Genomic DNA, 16904 nt, shown 5'->3' on the forward strand with positions numbered 1-16904 from the left:
ATGCCGCGATCGGACATAATCGCGGTTTGCCGTCACGTGCGCTTCCGCCTATGTCCGATTCCTTCCGCTGGCCCGCCGGGGCCGATCCTTTCCGTTTTCTCGAAGCGCTCGACAGCAAGCGCGCCCGCACGTGGGTCGACGAGCAGAACGCGCGCACGCGCGTCGCGCTGCGCGACGACGATGCATATCGCGCGCTTGCCGCGCGGCTCGCGCAGGCGTATCTGCCGCGCGAGCGTCCGGTGATTCCGAACCGCTGGCGCGAGTGGGCGTACGACCTGTGGCAGGACGATCTCCATCCGAAGGGTCTGTGGCGCCGCGCGCGCTGGGACGACTGGCGCGCCGGCCGCCCCGAGTGGGAAACGCTGCTCGACGTCGACGCGCTCGGTGCGCAAGAGGGCGAGTCGTGGGTGTTCGAGCAGGACACGATCCTGTATCCGGACGGCGACCGCGCGCTGCTGTCGCTGTCGCCGGGCGGGGCCGATGCGGTGGTCGTGCGCGAGTTCGATCTCGTGCAGCGCCGGTTCGTCGACGGCGGCTTCACGATCGACGAGCCGGGACATCACACGGTCGGCTGGATCGACCGCGATACCGTCTACGTGAGCTGGGATCGCGGCGAAGCGCATGCGACCGCGGCGGGCTATCCGTTCGATGCGCGCCGCTGGGTGCGCGGCACGCCGCTCGCCGACGCGCCGGTCGTGTTTCGCGGTGAACCGGATGACATCAGCGCGGGCGCGGGGTTCGATCCGATCGACGGCCGCCACGTCGCGTGGCGCAGCGTGGACTTCTTCGACGCGCATGCGTACCGGCTGACCGACGCGGGCGAGTGGGCGCGCTACGACGTGCCGACGCACGTCGAGGTCGGCTTCTGGGAGGGCTGGCTGATGCTGGAGCCGCGGCTCGACTGGGACTGCGGCGGCGTGCGTCACGCGGGCGGCTCGCTGCTCGCGATCCGCGAACAGGCGTTCCTCACCGGTTCGCGCGAGCTCACGACGCTGTTCGCGCCGCGACCGTCGACATCCGCGTGCACGTGGACGCACACGCGCACGATGCTGATCGCGAGCTGGCTCGACGACGTGCACAACCGCACGATGCTGTGGCAGCCGCGCCAGGGCGACGACGGCGCGTGGACGTGGGACGCGCGGCCGTTCGAGTGGCCGGGCGACGCGCAGATCGACGTCGAACCCGTCGAGTCGACGCTGAACGACGACGTATACGTGGACGTCGACACCTATCTCGATCCGCCCGAATGCTGGCTCGCCGATCTGGCCGATCGCGCGGCCGATGCGCCGTCGCGCCGCGTGCTGCTCGACCGGCCGCCGGTGCGGTTCGATGCGGCCGGGCTCGTCGTGCGGCGCGCGACTGTCCGCTCGCGCGACGGCACCGTGGTGCCGTACACGCTGATCGGGCCGCGTGATGCGCTCGACGGGCCCGATCAGTCCGGTGGCACCGCCCGCGTCGCGCGGCCGTGCCTGCTGTCAGGGTATGGCGGCTTCGCGATTCCGAACCTGCCGGGCTATAGCGATGCGCTCGGCATCGCGTGGCTCGAACGTGGCGGGGTCGCGGCGTTCGCCCACATCCGCGGCGGCGGCGAATTCGGGCCGGGCTGGCACGTCGACGCGCAGCGCGAGCATCGGCAGCGCTCGTTCGACGATTTCATCGCGGTGGCCGAGGATCTGATCCGCACCGGCGTGACGACGGCCGCGCAGCTCGGCATCGAGGGCGGCAGCAACGGCGGGCTGCTGGTCGGCGCGTGCATGGTGCAGCGTCCGGAGCTGTTCGGCGCGGTACTGTGCCGCGTGCCGCTGCTCGACATGCGGCGCTATCCGAAGCTGCATGCGGGCGCGGCGTGGCTCGACGAGTATGGCGATCCGGACGATGCGCGCGAGGGCGCGGCGCTCGCCGCCTATTCGCCGTATCACCGCGTGTGCGAAGGCGTCGTGTATCCGCCGTTGCTGCTGACGACGTCGACGCGCGACGATCGCGTGCATCCTGCGCACGCGCGCAAGATGGCCGCGCGCATGCATGCGCTCGGTCACGAACGGGTGTGGTACTGGGAGAACACCGACGGCGGCCACGGCAGCGCCGACGATCTGGAGCGTGCGGAAGCGGACGCGGCGGAATTCGGCTTCCTGTGGGCCCATCTCGGGCCCGCGCCCGCGCGCGGTTGAGTGCGGGCGTGAGCGGGCGGGGCGTTCAGCCGACGACCGCGATCACGGGTGCGTGGTCGGACGGCTGTTCCCACGTGCGCGGCACGCGGTCGACCTCGCATGACGTGCAGGTGTCGGCGAGCGCCGGCGACAGCAGGATGTGGTCGATGCGCAGCCCCGCGTTGCGGCGGAACGCGAACATCCGGTAATCCCACCACGTGAAGGTCTTTTCGGGTTGCTCGAAACGGCGGAACGCATCGACGAAACCGAGCTCGATCAGCTTCGCGAAGTGCGTGCGCTCCTGCGGCGACACGAGGTTCTGGCCTTCCCATTTCGCCGGGTCGTGCACGTCGCGGTCTTCTGGCGCGATGTTGTAGTCGCCGAGCAGCGCGAGCTTCGGGTAGCGCTGCATCTCGGCGCTCAGCCACGCATGCAGCGCGTCGAGCCACTGCATCTTGTAGACGAACTTGTCGGAGTCGGGGGCCTGGCCGTTCGGGAAATACGCGGACACGATGCGCACGCCTTCGACCGTCACGGCAACCACGCGCTGCTGCGGATCGTCGAAGCCGGGGATGTTGCGCACGACATCCGATTCGTCGACGGCGAGCGTATCGCGCACGAGGATCGCGACGCCGTTGTAGGTCTTCTGACCCGTGAACCAGCTGCGGTAGCCGGCTGCCTCGAGATCGGCGCGCGGATATTTCTCGTCGGGCAGCTTCAGTTCCTGCAGGCACAGCACATCGGTCCCGCTTTGCGCGAGCCAGTCGAGCACGTGCTGCTTGCGGACGTTGAGTGAGTTGACGTTCCAGGTGGCGATTTTCATGAACGGGAATGCGTGCAGGATGAATGCGAAGGCCGCCATCTTACCGCGAGCACGGGGCGCGAACGCGCGCGACGCGCGCAGCGAAGCGGGCGCCGCGCGTCACGTCGTTGATGGATTGCAAAGAAAATGTGACAAAAGTGTTGACGTGAGTGCTCGCTCACCCTATAATTTATTTCTCTGACGCGGGGTGGAGCAGTCTGGCAGCTCGTCGGGCTCATAACCCGAAGGTCACAGGTTCAAATCCTGTCCCCGCAACCAAGCACACTAGGCGATGTGCAGCGCAAATGACCGATGCGCACTTCGTCGACAAGCAACCCGGCCCCGTGCCGGGTTTTTTGTTTTCAGCCCGCCGCCCACTCGACCGCCGCCTGCGCGTGCAGCGCGGTCGTATCGAACACCGGCAGCGGCGAATCGTCCGCGCCGATCAGCAGCGTGATTTCCGTGCAGCCGAGAATCACGGCCTGCGCACCGCGTTTGGCCAGTGCGTCGATGATCGCCACATAGCGCGCACGCGACCCCGCATCGATCACGCCGTGACACAGCTCGTCGTAGATGATCCGGTGCACGTCGCCGCGGGCGGTTTCGTCGGGCACGAGCACCTCGAGGCCGAACTTGTCGCGCAAGCGCTCCGCATAGAACGGCAATTCCATCGTGTAGCGCGTGCCGAGCAGCGCGACGCGCTCGACACCCGCGGCGCGCAGCGCGGTGCCGGTCGGATCGGCGATGTGCAGGAACGGCAGCGTCACGGCCGCCTCGATCTCGCCGTGCACGCGATGCATCGTGTTGGTCGTCAGCACGACGAGCTCGGCGCCGGCCGCTTCGAGCTGACGCGCGGCATCGGCCATCCGTTCGCCGAGCGCGGCCCAGTCCTGCGCGCGCTGCAGTGCTTCGATCTCCGCGAAATCCACCGTGACCAGCACGCTTTTCGCGTTGTGGTGCCCGCCGTGCAGCGCCTTCGAATGGCGATTGATCATCCGGTAGTACTCGGCCGACGATTCCCAGCTCATCCCGCCGATCAGTCCGATCGTCTTCATCCGTCACCTGTGCGTTTCGTCTGTCGTGACGGACGAGTATAGGGGCCGGCCCGTGCGCGCGGCGGTACGGTCCGCGCGAAGCGGACCGGTACGGTGCGACCGGCCAACGGCTGCCGAACGGAGCTGGCCGGGCAGCGGAGGCGGGCCCGGGCGGCCCGAGGTGTCCGACGGCGGTCGAACGCGGCAGTTGAAACGGGCACTGTGTTTTTGTACAGTATCGGCACCGTGAACCCGACCACCATTCCGCCAGCCGCTCCGGGCGCGCCGTCAACCGGTGACGCACCGCCGCGCATGCGCAAGATCATCCACTGCGATTGCGACTGCTTTTACGCGTCGGTGGAGATGCGCGACGACCCGTCGCTGCGCAACCGGCCGCTCGCGGTCGGCGGCCGGCCCGACCAGCGCGGCGTGATCGCGACCTGCAACTACGAGGCGCGGCGCTACGGCGTGCATTCGGCGATGTCGTCGGCGCTGGCGATGCGCAAGTGTCCGGACCTGTTGATCCTGCCGTCCGCGATGGACAAATACCGCGCGGCGTCGCGGCAGATCATGGCGATCTATCGCGACTACACGCCCGACGTCGAGCCGCTGTCGCTCGACGAGGCGTACCTCGACGTCAGTGGTTCCGGACTGTGCCAGGGCAGCGCGACGCTGATTGCGCGGGAGATCCGCCAGCGCGTGTACGACACGGTTGGCGTGACGGTGTCGGCGGGTGTCGCGCCGAACAAGTTCATCGCGAAGATCGCGTCCGACTGGAACAAGCCCGACGGGCTGTTCGTCGTGCGCCCGCATGAAGTCGATGCGTTCGTCGCCGCGCTGCCGGTGCGCAAGCTGCACGGTGTCGGCCAGGTGACGGCCACGCGGCTCGACCGGCTCGGCATCCAGACCTGCGCGCAGTTGCGCGACTGGTCGCTGATCGACCTGCATCGCGAGTTCGGCGCGTTCGGCCGGCGGCTGTACCAGCTGGCGCGCGGGATCGACGAGCGGCCGGTGCAGGCCGACCAGGAGCGCAAGTCGGTCAGCGTCGAGACGACCTACGTGACCGACCTGACGACGCTCGAGCAATGCGCGGACGAGATCCGCCGGCTCGTCGTCCAGCTCGATGCACGGATCGCGAGGGCGGGCGCCGCCCGGTCGATCCGCAAGCTGTACGTGAAGATCCGCTTCGCCGATTTCCGGCGCACGACGGTCGAATGCGTGACCGACGCGACCAATGCGCAGACCGCCGTCACGCTGCTCGCGAAGGGGCTGCAGCGACGCGCGCAGGCGGTGCGGCTGCTGGGTGTCGGCGTGCGCATCGACGAGGACACGGCCGAGCGTCACGGGCAGTTCTCGCTGTTCGACGACGACGCCGGCGACGACACGCCCACGCCATGAAAAAAGGCACCGCCGAAGCGGTGCCTGTCGATCCAGCCGGACGAGCCGGGCAGCGCGCGCTTAGTGCGCGGGCGCGGCCATCCCGTTGTGACGCAGCAGCGCGTCGATTTCCGGTTCGCGGCCGCGGAACGCCTTGAACGAATCCATCGCCGGACGGCTGCCGCCGACTTCGAGGATTTCGCGGCGATAGCGCGTGCCGGTTGCCGCGTCGAGCACGCTGCCGCCGGTGGCGGCCGCTTCCTCGAACGCCGCGTACGCGTCGGCCGACAGCACCTCGGCCCACTTGTAGCTGTAATAGCCGGCCGCGTAGCCGCCCGCGAAGATGTGGCTGAACGTGTTCGGCCAGCGCGAGAACGCGGCCTGCGGGATCACGTGGTAGCGCTCGTTGATCTCGCGCGCGAAGGCGTTCACGCCGGTCGCGCCGGCCGGATCGAAGTCGACGTGCAGCAGCATGTCGAACATCGAGAACACGATCTGGCGTAGCGTGCCGAGCCCGCTCTGGAAATTCTTCGCGGCGATCATCTTGTCGAACAGCTCGCGCGGCAGCGCGGCGCCCGTATCGACGTGCGACGACATCGACGACAGCACGTCCCATTCCCAGCAGAAGTTTTCCATGAACTGCGACGGCAGCTCGACCGCATCCCATTCGACGCCGTTGATGCCCGACACGCCGAGCTCGTCGACGCGCGTGAGCATGTGATGCAGCCCGTGGCCGAATTCATGGAACAGCGTGATGACCTCGTCGTGCGTGAAGCACGCGGGCTTGCCGCCGACCGGCGCCGAGAAGTTGCAGGTCAGGTACGCGACCGGCGTCTGCACCGTGGCGCCGCGCTTCGCGCGCGCCCGTGCATCGTCCATCCATGCGCCGCCGCGCTTGCCTTCGCGTGCATACAGGTCGAGATAGAACTGCGCGACGAGCGAGCCGTCGCGATTCTCGACGCGGAAGAAGCGCACGTCCTTGTTCCAGACCGGCGCGTCGTCCGGCTTGATCCGCACGCCGAACAGCGTTTCGGTGACGGTGAACAGGCCCTTCAGCACGGCCGGTTCAGGGAAGTACTGCTTGACCTCGTTTTCCGAGAACGCATAGCGCTGCTGGCGCAGCCGTTCGGCCGCGAACGCGACGTCCCACGGCGCGAGTTCGGTCAGGCCGAGTTCCTTCGCGGCGAACGCGCGCAGCGCGTCCCAGTCCTTGTCGGCGTGCGGGCGCGCGCGCGTCGCGAGATCCTCGAGGAACGCGATCACCTGCTGCGGCGATTCGGCCATCTTCGGTGCGAGCGACACTTCGGCGAAGTTGCGGTAGCCGAGCATCTGCGCCTCTTCGTGGCGCAGCTTCAGCGCGTCGGCGACGATCGCCGTGTTGTCCCATTCGGCCTGACCGCCGCCGTACTGCGGCCCGAGTTCCGATGCGCGCGTCGCATACGCGCGGTACAGCGTCTCGCGCATCGCGCGGTTCTCGGCGTATTGCAGCACCGGGAAGTAGGACGGGAAGTGCAGCGTGAATTTCCAGCCTTCCTTGCCTTCCTTCTGCGCGGCTTCGCGCGCCGCTTCGATCGCGTCGCCCGGCAGGCCGGTCAGCTCGGCTTCGTCCTGGGCGAAATAGGCATACGCGTTGGTCGCGTCGAGCACGTGGTCGGAGAACGCCTTCGACAGCGCGGCCTGCTGCTCCTGCAGTTCCGCGAAGCGCGGCTTCTGGTCTTCGGGCAGCTCGGCGCCCGACAGGCGGAAATCGCGCAGCGCGTTGTCGAGGATCTTCTTGCGTTCGGCGGACAGCGTCGCGTATTCGGCGCTCGCGGCGATCGCCTTGTACTTGTCGTACAGCGCGAGGTTCTGGCCGACGCTCGACCAGAATTCGGTCACGCGCGGCAGGTTCTCGCCATAGGCGGCACGCAGCTCCGGCGTATCGGCGACCGCGTTCAGGTGGCCGACGACGCCCCATGCGCGCCCGAGCGGCTCCGTTGCCTGCTCGACCGTCTCGACGATCGTGGCCCAGGTCGCCGGCGTCGCGGGCGCGCTCGCGGTATCGACCGCGCGGTTGGCGGCCTCGAGCAGCGTGTCGAGCGCGGGCGTCACGTGTTCCGGACGAATCTCGCCGAAGCGGGGCAGGCCGGAGAAATCGAGGAGCGGATTGGTGTTGGCGCTGGCGGACATTAAGACTCCCTGTCTGTTGCCGGATGAACCGGGGTGAAAAGGGTGAGGCGCGAGGTTGCCGCGCCCGATACCGACATTATTGGGGCGCATCGCGCGCTTTCCAATCGTTAGTTTCTAACGACGCGATTGGATCCGGCCGGCGCGGGGTCGGATGCGGGCGAAAGGCGGTGGCACGCAGCAGGGTGACGGCGCGGCCGCAGCGGCGGCCGGCGAGACGCCGGCGCACGAATGGGCGCCGGCTGGACGGGCAGGGCGATCGGGCGGCGCTCAGGCGGCCGCGGCGGCGCGCTCGGCGGCTTCGATCGTGTTGATCAGCAGCATCGTGATGGTCATCGGGCCGACGCCGCCCGGCACCGGCGTGATGTAGCCGGCGACTTCCTTCACGCCGGCGAAGTCGACGTCGCCGCACAGCTTGCCCGCGTCGTCGCGGTTCATGCCGACGTCGATCACCGTCGCGCCGGGCTTCACCATGTCGGCCGTCAGGATGTTGCGCTTGCCGACCGCGGCGACCACGATGTCGGCCTGGCGCGTGTGCGCCGCGAGGTCGCGCGTCTTGCTGTGGCAGATCGTCACGGTCGCGCCGGCTTCGAGCAGCAGCATCGCCATCGGCTTGCCGACGATGTTCGAGCGACCGATCACGACCGCGTTGGCGCCTTGCAGCGGAATGTCGTGCGCTTCGAACATCTTCACCACGCCGTACGGCGTGCACGGGCGGAACAGCGGCTTGCCCGTCATCAGCGCGCCGGCGTTCGCGACGTGGAAACCGTCGACGTCCTTCTCCGGCGCGATCGCCTCGATCACCTTGTGGCTGTCGATGTGCGCGGGCAGCGGCAGCTGGACCAGGATGCCGTGGATCTTCGGGTCGCGGTTCAGTTCGTCGATGCGCGCGAGCAGGTCGGCTTCCGACAGCGTGTCCGGGTACGCATCCTTCTGCGAGAAGAAGCCGTTGTCCTCGCACGCCTTGATCTTGTTGCGCACGTAGACTTCGCTCGCCGGATTGGCGCCGACGAGGATCACCGCGAGACCGGGCTGGTGGCCGCGTGCGGTCAGGGCGGCGGCGCGTTCGGCGGCTTGCGCGCGCAAGGTCTTCGAGAGGGCGTTGCCGTCGATGAGGAGGGCTGTCATGGTGGTGGTCCTGCCGGGAAGTTGGAATGCGGGCGTGCGGCGTGCGAAACGCCGCAGCAAAGCACGCAATTATACCGATCGCCTGCCGTCGTCCGACAGCGAATACAAGGAAAGCGTCATGGCGGCGGTGCCGGCGCCCCGGGAGGTGGCGCCGGGCCGGGCCGCGCGAGTGGGCCGCATCGCGCGGCGCGGTGGGGCGGCCGGGCGGGCAGGTGCCCCGCGGCCGCGTGCAACGTTCAGGCCTGCTTCTTCGACAGCGCGAGGCGCAGCAGATCGGCGACCGTATTGACGTTGAGCTTTTCCATGATGTTCGCGCGGTGCGCTTCGACCGTCTTGATGCTGATCCCGAGATCGTCGGCGATCTGCTTGTTCAGGCGGCCGGCGATGATCCGCTCGAGCACCTGCTGCTCGCGCGCGGTCAGCTTCGACAGGCGTTCGCTCGCGGCGCGCTGTTCCTGGACGCTCTTGCTTTCGCTTCGGGCCTTGTCGAGCATCCGCTCGACGAGCTTGCGCAGCTCGGCTTCGTCGAACGGTTTCTCGATAAAGTCCATCGCTCCCTTTTTCATCGTCGACACCGCCATCGGCACGTCGCCGTGGCCCGTGACGAAGATGATCGGCAGCGCGGCGTTGTCGGCGATCAGGCGCTCCTGCAGTTCGAGGCCGCTCATGCCCGACATCCGCACGTCGAGGATCAGGCATGCGATCTGGCCGGCCTGCTGCGCCGGCTGATAGGCATCGAGGAACTGCTCGGCGCTCGAGAAGCATTGCACGCGATAGCCGTTCGCCTCCAGCAGCCAGCGCAGCGAGTCCCGTACGGCTTCGTCGTCGTCGACGACGAAGACAGTTTCCTGAGTGGTGGTGACAGGGCTATTCATAGTTCTCCCGTAACGGTATGTGATGCCGATGCCTCGCGCCCCCCTTGGCCGAGATCAGCGGGTTCCCCAATGGGCAGGCTGCAGTGGAATGTCGCGCCGGAAATGCGGCCGTCCGGTTCGACATTGTTGACCACCCACAGACGCCCCCGATGCGATTCGATGATCGAACGGCAGATGTTCAGCCCCATGCCCATGCCATCGGACTTGGTGCTGTAAAACGGTTCGAACAGGCGTTCGGCGGTTGCTTCGTCGACGCCCGGACCCTGGTCGATCACGCGGATGTCGACGAAACCCGCATCGATGTCGGCAACGACGCGGATCACGCCGTCCGCCGACACCGGCTTCACGTCGGCCATCGCCTCGGCCGCGTTCTTCATCAGGTTCATCAGGACCTGCTCGATCAGCACGGGGTCGACATAAATAATAGGCATTCTTGCGAGGATTTCCGTGACGATCCGGATCCTGCGCTTCCTGGCCTCGATTTCGGCGAGCCCGACCGCGTCGGCGACGATGTCCGCGACGCGTGCCGGCTGGCGCTTCGGCTCGCTGCGCTTCACGAATTCGCGGATTCGCTTGACGATCATCCCGGCGCGCAGTGCCTGCTGCGCGGTCTTTTCCAGCGCGGGCTGCAGCGTCTCGGGCGTGCCGCGGCCGCTCTTCACGAGCGCGAGCGTGCCCGAGCAATAGTTGTTGATCGCGGCGAGCGGCTGGTTCAATTCGTGAGCAATCGACGACGCCATTTCACCCATCGTCATCAATCGGCTCGTGAACTGCAGCTTCTCTTCCTGCTGGTGCGCGAGTTCCTGCGCCTTCTTGCGGGTCGTGATGTCGGTCGCGATCTGCATCTGCGCGAGGTGGCCGTCCACCCACTGGATGTACTGGCGGCGTACCTCGAACCACTTCTGGATGCTCTCGACGTACACCTCCTGCGCATCGGCCGTGCTGCTCGTCAGCGCGGCGGCCGGCAGGCCGGCGAACGCATCGACCATGTCGATCGAGTCGGACGACGCCTGCGCGCGGTCGAAGCCGCCGCCGGACAGCTCGAGGTGGCCGTCCGGGCGGATCCCGAACAGGTGGCGGTAGTAGCGGTTCGCGAACAGCAGCTCGGCTTCGTCGGCGGCCAGCACCGACACCGCGGCGTCGAGGCTTTCGAGCACCGTCGTGAAGCGCTCGTGCGCGGCCGCGAGTTCCTCGCGTGCGCGCTTCGGTTCGGTGATGTCGGTCATCGACGACATCCAGCCGGTCTGGCGGCCCGAGCTGTCGATCAGCGGAGATACGTAGAGGCGTGCATGGAACAGCGTGCCGTTCTTGCGCCGCACGCGCAGCTCGAAGCCCGAGCTCGGCGCCTTGCCGCGCAGCGTCATGTCGAGCTGGCGCTGCATTTCCGGATACGCGTCGCGCGGCCAGTACGGGAACGGCGCGACCTTGCCGACGAGGTCGGTTTCGTCCCAGCCGGTCATCCGGCAGAACGCGGGGTTCACGTGCGTGATGCGGCCGTGCATGTCGAGCACGCGCATGCCGATCAGCACCGAGTTTTCCATCGCGCGGCGGAAGAACGCTTCCGCGTACAGCGCCTGCTGCGCCTCGAAGCGCTGGCGCGTGTGCTTCCACAGGCTCCAGAGACTCCACAGCACGAAGCACGACAGCCCGGCGACGAGCCACACGAGCGTGTTGTTGGTCAGGTTCGTGAGCTGCGGGAATGCGTACACGCGCACGGTCAGCCCCTGGCCGGGCGGATCGAGCGGCAAGTCGTAGTGGGAATCGCGCGGCAGGCGCGGGCGCGTCGACGTGGACGACAGCTCGCGGTTGTTCGCGTCGGTGATCGAGATCTTGTACTTCGACGACAGCTCCTGCGGGATGTCGTGCTTCAGGATCCCCTCGACCGAGAACACCGCGGCGATCGAGCCGAGATATTCGCGGTCGCCGCGCATCACCGGCGTCTGCAAGGTGATGAAGCCGTTGCCGAAGTCGTCGTAGATCAGCGGCGAATAGGCCTGGCGGCGCGTGCTGCGCGCTTCGTCGTACGCGCCGCGCACGGCGTCCTGCATCTGCGCGTCGCCGGGCTTCGCGAGCCGCTGGCCGAGCAGCGGCGGGTGCACGGTCGGCCAGCGCTGCACGCCGGGCGCGGTGTACCAGTTCAGATAGAGGATTTCCGGATGCGTCTGCATCACGTCCGCGACGGCCATCTGGAATGCATTCTGGTCGAGCCGGCCGGACGCGAGATCGCGCGACAGCGCCTGCAGCTGCTCCTGCGCGCCCGTCATCGACAGGCGGATCTGCTGCTGCGCCCACGCGACGTTACGGAACAGCGTGTCTTCCTGCTGCTGCTGCTCGCGGCGATTGAGGCTCCACAGAATCAGGCTCATCACCACGAGGAACACGAGGATCGACAGCAGCGGCGTCAGCAAATAGGAATTGGACCACCACGGTCCGTGGTGCCAGCGGGACGGCTGCGACTCCGCCGGCGGGCCCGACGGTCGCGCCGAGCGTGCGAAAAGCCGATCGGTCAACATGGCAGGATTGTAGCGCAGCGCAATACATGGAAAACCTATACCGGATATGTTGAACGGAAACGGATTTGTCTTCGCGGCGCGTGCCGCGGAGGCCCGGAATATGGGTGCGGCGCAGCAATATTCCGTATTATGAGAAAAGATCTCATAATTTGAAAATTCTGTTGCGCGTGGCCGTCCACGCTCATTACAATCCGTCGGAGCTTGCCCGCAGCCGGCCGCGTCGCGTCGTCTGCACCAGAGCGATCCTCACATTCCAGGACCCAGGAGACGAGAATGTCCGCTGTACCGAACGAAGTGATGAAATATGTCGCCGCCGAACGTGACGACGACCCGCAAGAAACCGTCGAATGGCTCGAGTCGCTCGACGGCGTGATCTCCTCCGTGGGCACCGGCCGTGCGCATTACCTGATCGAAAAGCAGATCGAGTTCGCCCGCATGCACGGCGAACACCTGCCGTTCTCCGCCAACACCCCGTACATCAACACGATTCCCGTGGCCGCCCAGGCGAAGATCCCGGGCGACCAGGACGTCGAGCACCGCATCCGTTCGTACACGCGCTGGAACGCGCTGGCGATGGTGCTGCGCGCAGGCAAGGACACGAACGTCGGCGGCCACATCGCGTCGTTCGCATCGGCCGCGACGCTCTATGACGTCGGCTACAACCACTTCTGGCACGCGGCGTCCGACCAGCACGGCGGCGATCTCGTGTTCGTGCAGGGCCACTCGTCGCCGGGCGTGTACTCGCGCGCGTTCCTGCTCGGCCGCCTGTCGGAAGAGCAGCTCGACAGCTTCCGCCAGGAAGTCGACGGCAAGGGCATCTCGTCGTATCCGCACCCGTGGCTGATGCCGGACTTCTGGCAGTTCCCGACCGTGTCGATGGGTCTCGGCCCGATCATGGCGATCTACCAGGCACGTTTCATGAAGTACCTGGAATCGCGCGGCATCGCGAAGACGGAAGGCCGCAAGGTCTGGGCGTTCCTCGGCGACGGCGAGACCGACGAGCCGGAATCGCTCGGCGCGATCGGCATGGCAAGCCGCGAGAAGCTCGACAACCTCGTGTTCGTGATCAACTGCAACCTGCAGCGTCTCGACGGCCCGGTGCGCGGCAACGGCAAGATCATCCAGGAACTGGAATCGGAATTCCGCGGCGCCGGCTGGAACGTGATCAAGGTCATCTGGGGCAGCCGCTGGGATGCGCTGTTCGCACGCGACAAGTCGGGCGCGCTGATGCGCCGCATGATGGAAGCCGTCGACGGCGAATACCAGACGTACAAGTCGGAGTCGGGCGCGTTCGTTCGCGAACACTTCTTCAACACGCCTGAGCTGAAGGCACTCGTCGCCGACTGGTCGGACGACGACATCTGGGCGCTGAACCGTGGCGGCCACGATCCGCACAAGATCTACGCGGCATTCCACGAAGCGACCAACACGAAAGGCGCGCCGACCGTCATCCTCGCGAAGACCATCAAGGGCTACGGGATGGGCGAGTCGGGCCAGGCGATGAACATCACGCACCAGCAGAAGAAGCTGCCGGTCGAGCAACTGAAGAAGTTCCGTGACCAGTTCCGCCTGCCGATCTCCGACGAGCAGATCGCCGACGTGCCGTACCTCAAGTTCGAGGAAGGCTCGAAGGAACTCGAATACATGCGCCAGAAGCGCATGGACCTCGGCGGCTACCTGCCGCATCGCCGCGAGAAGGCGACGTCGCTGCCGGTGCCGGCGCTCGACGTGTTCGAGCCGCTGCTGAAGGGCACGGGCGAAGGCCGCGAGATCTCGACGACGATGGCATTCGTGCGGATCCTGAACATCCTGCTGAAGGACAAGGCGCTGGGCAAGCGCGTCGTGCCGATCGTCCCGGACGAATCGCGTACGTTCGGCATGGAAGGCCTGTTCCGCCAGATCGGTATCTGGAACCAGGAAGGTCAGAAGTACGTGCCGGAAGATTCCGACCAGCTGATGTTCTACAAGGAATCGCAGACCGGCCAGATCCTGCAGGAAGGCATCAACGAAGCGGGCGGCATGTGCGACTGGATCGCGGCGGCGACGTCGTATTCGACGCACGGCGAGATCATGGTGCCGTTCTACATCTTCTATTCGATGTTCGGTTTCCAGCGGATCGGCGACCTGGCATGGGCGGCGGGCGACATGCGCTCGCGCGGCTTCCTGCTCGGCGGCACCGCGGGCCGCACGACGCTGAACGGCGAAGGCCTGCAGCACGAAGACGGTCACTCGCTCCTGTGGGCGGCATCGGTGCCGAACTGCGTGAGCTACGACCCGACGTTCGGCTATGAACTCGCGGTCATCATCCAGGACGGTCTGCGCCGCATGGTGCAGGACCAGGAAGACGTGTACTACTACGTCACGGTGATGAACGAGAACTACGAGCACCCGGCGATTCCGCAGGGCGAGCACGTGGCGGCCGACATCATCAAGGGCATGTACTCGTTCAAGAAGGCCGACGCCGACAAGAAGGCGCCGCGCGTCCAGCTGCTGGGCGCAGGCACGATCTTCAACGAAGTGATCGCTGCCGCCGACCTGCTGAAGAACGACTGGGGCGTCGCGGCCGACCTGTGGAGCGTGCCGAGCTTCACCGAACTCGCGCGTGAAGGCCACGAGATCGAGCGCTGGAACCTGCTCCATCCGACCGAGGAGCGTCGCCTGTCGCACGTGCAGCAGTGCCTGAAGGACACGCAGGGTCCGGTCATCGCATCGACCGACTACGTGCGCGCGCTGGTCGACCAGATCCGTGGCCAGATCGATCGCCGTTTCGTCGTGCTGGGCACGGACGGCTTCGGTCGCTCGGACACCCGCGAGAAGCTGCGTCACTTCTTCGAAGTCGACCGTCACTGGGTCACCGTCGCCGCGCTGAACGCGCTGGCCGACGAAGGCACGATCGAGCGCAAGGTGGTCGCGGACGCGATTGCCAAGTACAACCTCGATCCGTCGAAGCCCAACCCGATGACCGTTTAACGCACACGCGCCGTGTGATGCCGCGCGCCGCTTCCGGGAGGGGCACGCGCGGCCATGGAGACACAAAAAGATGAGTCAAGCGATCGAAGTGAAGGTGCCGGATATCGGCGATTACAAGGACGTGCCCGTCATCGAGGTGCTCGTGAAGGTGGGCGACACGGTCGAGCCCGAGCAGTCGCTCGTGACGCTCGAGTCGGACAAGGCGACGATGGACGTCCCGAGCCCGGCAGCCGGCACGGTCAAGGAAGTGAAGATCAAGGTGGGCGATTCCGTGTCGGAAGGCTCGCTGATCATCCTGCTCGACGGCGCCGCCGCCGCGCAGGTGAACGGTGCGGCCGCACCGGCCGCGGCACCGGCTCCGGCGGCAGCGCCGGCACCGGCCGCAGCCGCGCCGGCTGCCGCGCCCGCGGCATCGGGCGGCACGCTGGAAGTGAAGGTGCCCGACATCGGCGACTACAAGGACGTCCCGGTGATCGAGATCGGCGTGAAGGTCGGCGACACGGTCGAGAAGGAGCAGTCGCTCGTCACGCTCGAGTCGGACAAGGCGACGATGGACGTGCCGAGCCCGGCCGCCGGCGTCGTGAAGGAAATCAAGGTCAAGGTGGGCGACTCGGTATCGGAAGGCACGCTGATCGTGCTGCTCGACGCCGCAGGCGTACCGGCTGCGGGCGTACCGGCCGCTGCCGCACCGCAGGCAAGCGCACCGGCTCCGGCCGCTGCTGCGCCGGCACCCGCGAAGGCTGCGCCGGCACCGGCTGCTGCCGCACCGGCCGCTGCATCGGGCGAGTACCGCGCGAGCCACGCATCGCCGTCCGTGCGCAAGTTCGCGCGCGAACTCGGTGTCGAAGTCGCACGCGTGCAGGGTAGCGGTCCGAAGGGCCGCATCACGAAGGAGGACATCACCGGCTTCGTGAAGGGCGTGATGACGGGCCAGCGCGCAGCGCCGGGCGCGGCAGCCGCGCCGGCAGGCGGCGGCGAGCTGAACCTGCTGCCGTGGCCGAAGGTCGACTTCTCGAAGTTCGGCCCGTTCGAGGCGAAACCGCTGTCGCGCATCAAGAAGATCTCGGGCGCGAACCTGCATCGCAACTGGGTGATGATCCCGCACGTCACGAACAACGACGAAGCGGACATCACCGAGCTCGAAGCACTGCGCGTGCAGCTGAACAAGGAGCACGAGAAGGCAGGCGTGAAGTTCACGATGCTCGCATTCGTGATCAAGGCGGTCGTCGCGGCGCTGAAGAAGTTCCCGACCTTCAACGCGAGCCTCGACGGCGACAACCTGGTGTTCAAGCAGTACTACCACGTCGGTTTTGCCGCCGATACCCCGAACGGTCTCGTCGTGCCGGTGATCCGCGATGCGGACAAGAAGGGTCTCGTCGATATCGCGAAGGAAATGGCCGAGCTGTCGAAGGCCGCGCGCGACGGCAAGCTGAAGCCGGACCAGATGCAGGGCGGCTGCTTCTCGATCTCGTCGCTCGGCGGGATCGGCGGCACCCACTTCACGCCGATCATCAACGCGCCGGAAGTCGCAATCCTCGGGTTGTCGCGCGGCCAGATGAAGCCGGTGTGGGACGGCAAGCAGTTCGTGCCGCGACTCACGCTGCCGCTGTCGCTGTCGTATGACCATCGCGTCATCGATGGCGCGGAAGCCGCGCGGTTCAATGCGTATCTCGGCGCGTTGCTGGCCGATTTCCGTCGCATCATTCTTTGATGAGCGGGGAGTGTGCTCGCGGGGGCGTGGGGTTTTTGGGTTTGTCATCCACGCCCTGTCGTTGAACCTGTATTCCTGACGGTCTATTAGCGTCGCCCCTGCGCGGGGCGGCGGTCACTTTTCTTTGTCTTCCAAAGAAAAGTAACCAAAAGAAAGGCGCGTCCTTGGGCGGACGGCAAAG

10 protein-coding genes, 1 tRNA gene and 1 pseudogene are annotated in these 16904 nt (G+C 66.8%); 6 read left to right on the top strand and 6 right to left on the bottom strand.

Annotated features, from left to right (window positions below; all coding sequences use genetic code 11):
• The first annotated feature begins 50 nt into the window (after positions 1 to 50).
• Positions 51 to 2168, top strand: a complete 2118-nt coding sequence (locus tag ACTJKF_RS18340; RefSeq protein WP_440624924.1) for a prolyl oligopeptidase family serine peptidase — start codon at positions 51 to 53, stop codon at positions 2166 to 2168.
• Between the two features lie 25 nt (positions 2169 to 2193).
• Here ACTJKF_RS18340 and xth read toward each other — a convergent pair whose 3' ends face one another.
• Entirely contained in the window at positions 2194 to 2970 is a 777-nt protein-coding gene (xth, locus tag ACTJKF_RS18345; protein WP_440624925.1) for an exodeoxyribonuclease III, read from the bottom strand.
• A 181-nt stretch (positions 2971 to 3151) separates the two neighbouring features.
• On the opposite strand from xth, the gene ACTJKF_RS18350 reads away from it, so the two are divergent.
• Positions 3152 to 3228, top strand: a tRNA-Met gene (locus tag ACTJKF_RS18350).
• A gap of 83 nt (positions 3229 to 3311) precedes the next feature.
• On the opposite strand, the gene ACTJKF_RS18355 is transcribed toward ACTJKF_RS18350, so the two are convergent.
• Entirely contained in the window at positions 3312 to 4004 is a 693-nt protein-coding gene (locus tag ACTJKF_RS18355) for an aspartate/glutamate racemase family protein (protein ID WP_440624927.1), read from the bottom strand.
• Positions 4005 to 4205: 201 nt separating this feature from the next.
• Between ACTJKF_RS18355 and dinB the strand changes: the two genes are divergently transcribed.
• Positions 4206 to 5381 (top strand): DNA polymerase IV, encoded by a 1176-nt coding sequence (gene dinB / locus ACTJKF_RS18360; protein ID WP_440624929.1) that lies wholly within the window; start codon positions 4206 to 4208, stop codon positions 5379 to 5381.
• A 60-nt stretch (positions 5382 to 5441) separates the two neighbouring features.
• Here dinB and ACTJKF_RS18365 read toward each other — a convergent pair whose 3' ends face one another.
• The 4 genes from ACTJKF_RS18365 to fixL all read right to left on the bottom strand — a co-directional run bounded on the left by ACTJKF_RS18365 (position 5442) and on the right by fixL (position 12042).
• The gene (locus tag ACTJKF_RS18365) at positions 5442 to 7529 is read right to left on the bottom strand and encodes a M3 family metallopeptidase (protein WP_440624931.1); all 2088 of its coding nucleotides are present in this window, start codon (positions 7527 to 7529) and stop codon (positions 5442 to 5444) included.
• Positions 7530 to 7796: 267 nt separating this feature from the next.
• Positions 7797 to 8654, bottom strand: a complete 858-nt coding sequence (folD, locus tag ACTJKF_RS18370) for a bifunctional methylenetetrahydrofolate dehydrogenase/methenyltetrahydrofolate cyclohydrolase FolD (protein ID WP_440624932.1) — start codon at positions 8652 to 8654, stop codon at positions 7797 to 7799.
• Between the two features lie 236 nt (positions 8655 to 8890).
• Complete coding sequence (gene fixJ, locus ACTJKF_RS18375) at positions 8891 to 9529, bottom strand: oxygen response regulator transcription factor FixJ (protein WP_006493245.1); 639 nt, start codon at positions 9527 to 9529, stop codon at positions 8891 to 8893.
• The gene (gene fixL, locus ACTJKF_RS18380) at positions 9526 to 12042 is read right to left on the bottom strand and encodes an oxygen sensor histidine kinase FixL (RefSeq protein WP_440624934.1); all 2517 of its coding nucleotides are present in this window, start codon (positions 12040 to 12042) and stop codon (positions 9526 to 9528) included. Before fixL ends, fixJ begins: the two co-directional genes overlap by 4 nt.
• Between fixL and ACTJKF_RS18385 the strand changes: the two are divergent.
• From ACTJKF_RS18385 to aceF, 3 genes and pseudogenes are all read left to right on the top strand, one after another.
• A pseudogene (locus ACTJKF_RS18385) lies at positions 11962 to 12179 on the top strand (hypothetical protein); the annotation flags it as partial. The gene fixL and the pseudogene ACTJKF_RS18385 sit on opposite strands and share 81 nt — an antisense overlap.
• A gap of 136 nt (positions 12180 to 12315) precedes the next feature.
• Positions 12316 to 15012, top strand: a complete 2697-nt coding sequence (gene aceE / locus ACTJKF_RS18390) for a pyruvate dehydrogenase (acetyl-transferring), homodimeric type (RefSeq protein ID WP_440624935.1) — start codon at positions 12316 to 12318, stop codon at positions 15010 to 15012.
• 70 nt (positions 15013 to 15082) lie between these two features.
• Complete coding sequence (gene aceF / locus ACTJKF_RS18395) at positions 15083 to 16723, top strand: dihydrolipoyllysine-residue acetyltransferase (protein WP_440624937.1); 1641 nt, start codon at positions 15083 to 15085, stop codon at positions 16721 to 16723.
• The last annotated feature ends 181 nt before the right edge of the window (positions 16724 to 16904 follow it).

Origin of the sequence: Burkholderia sp. 22313 (genome assembly GCF_052045245.1) — a bacterium.
GTDB lineage: Bacteria > Pseudomonadota > Gammaproteobacteria > Burkholderiales > Burkholderiaceae > Burkholderia.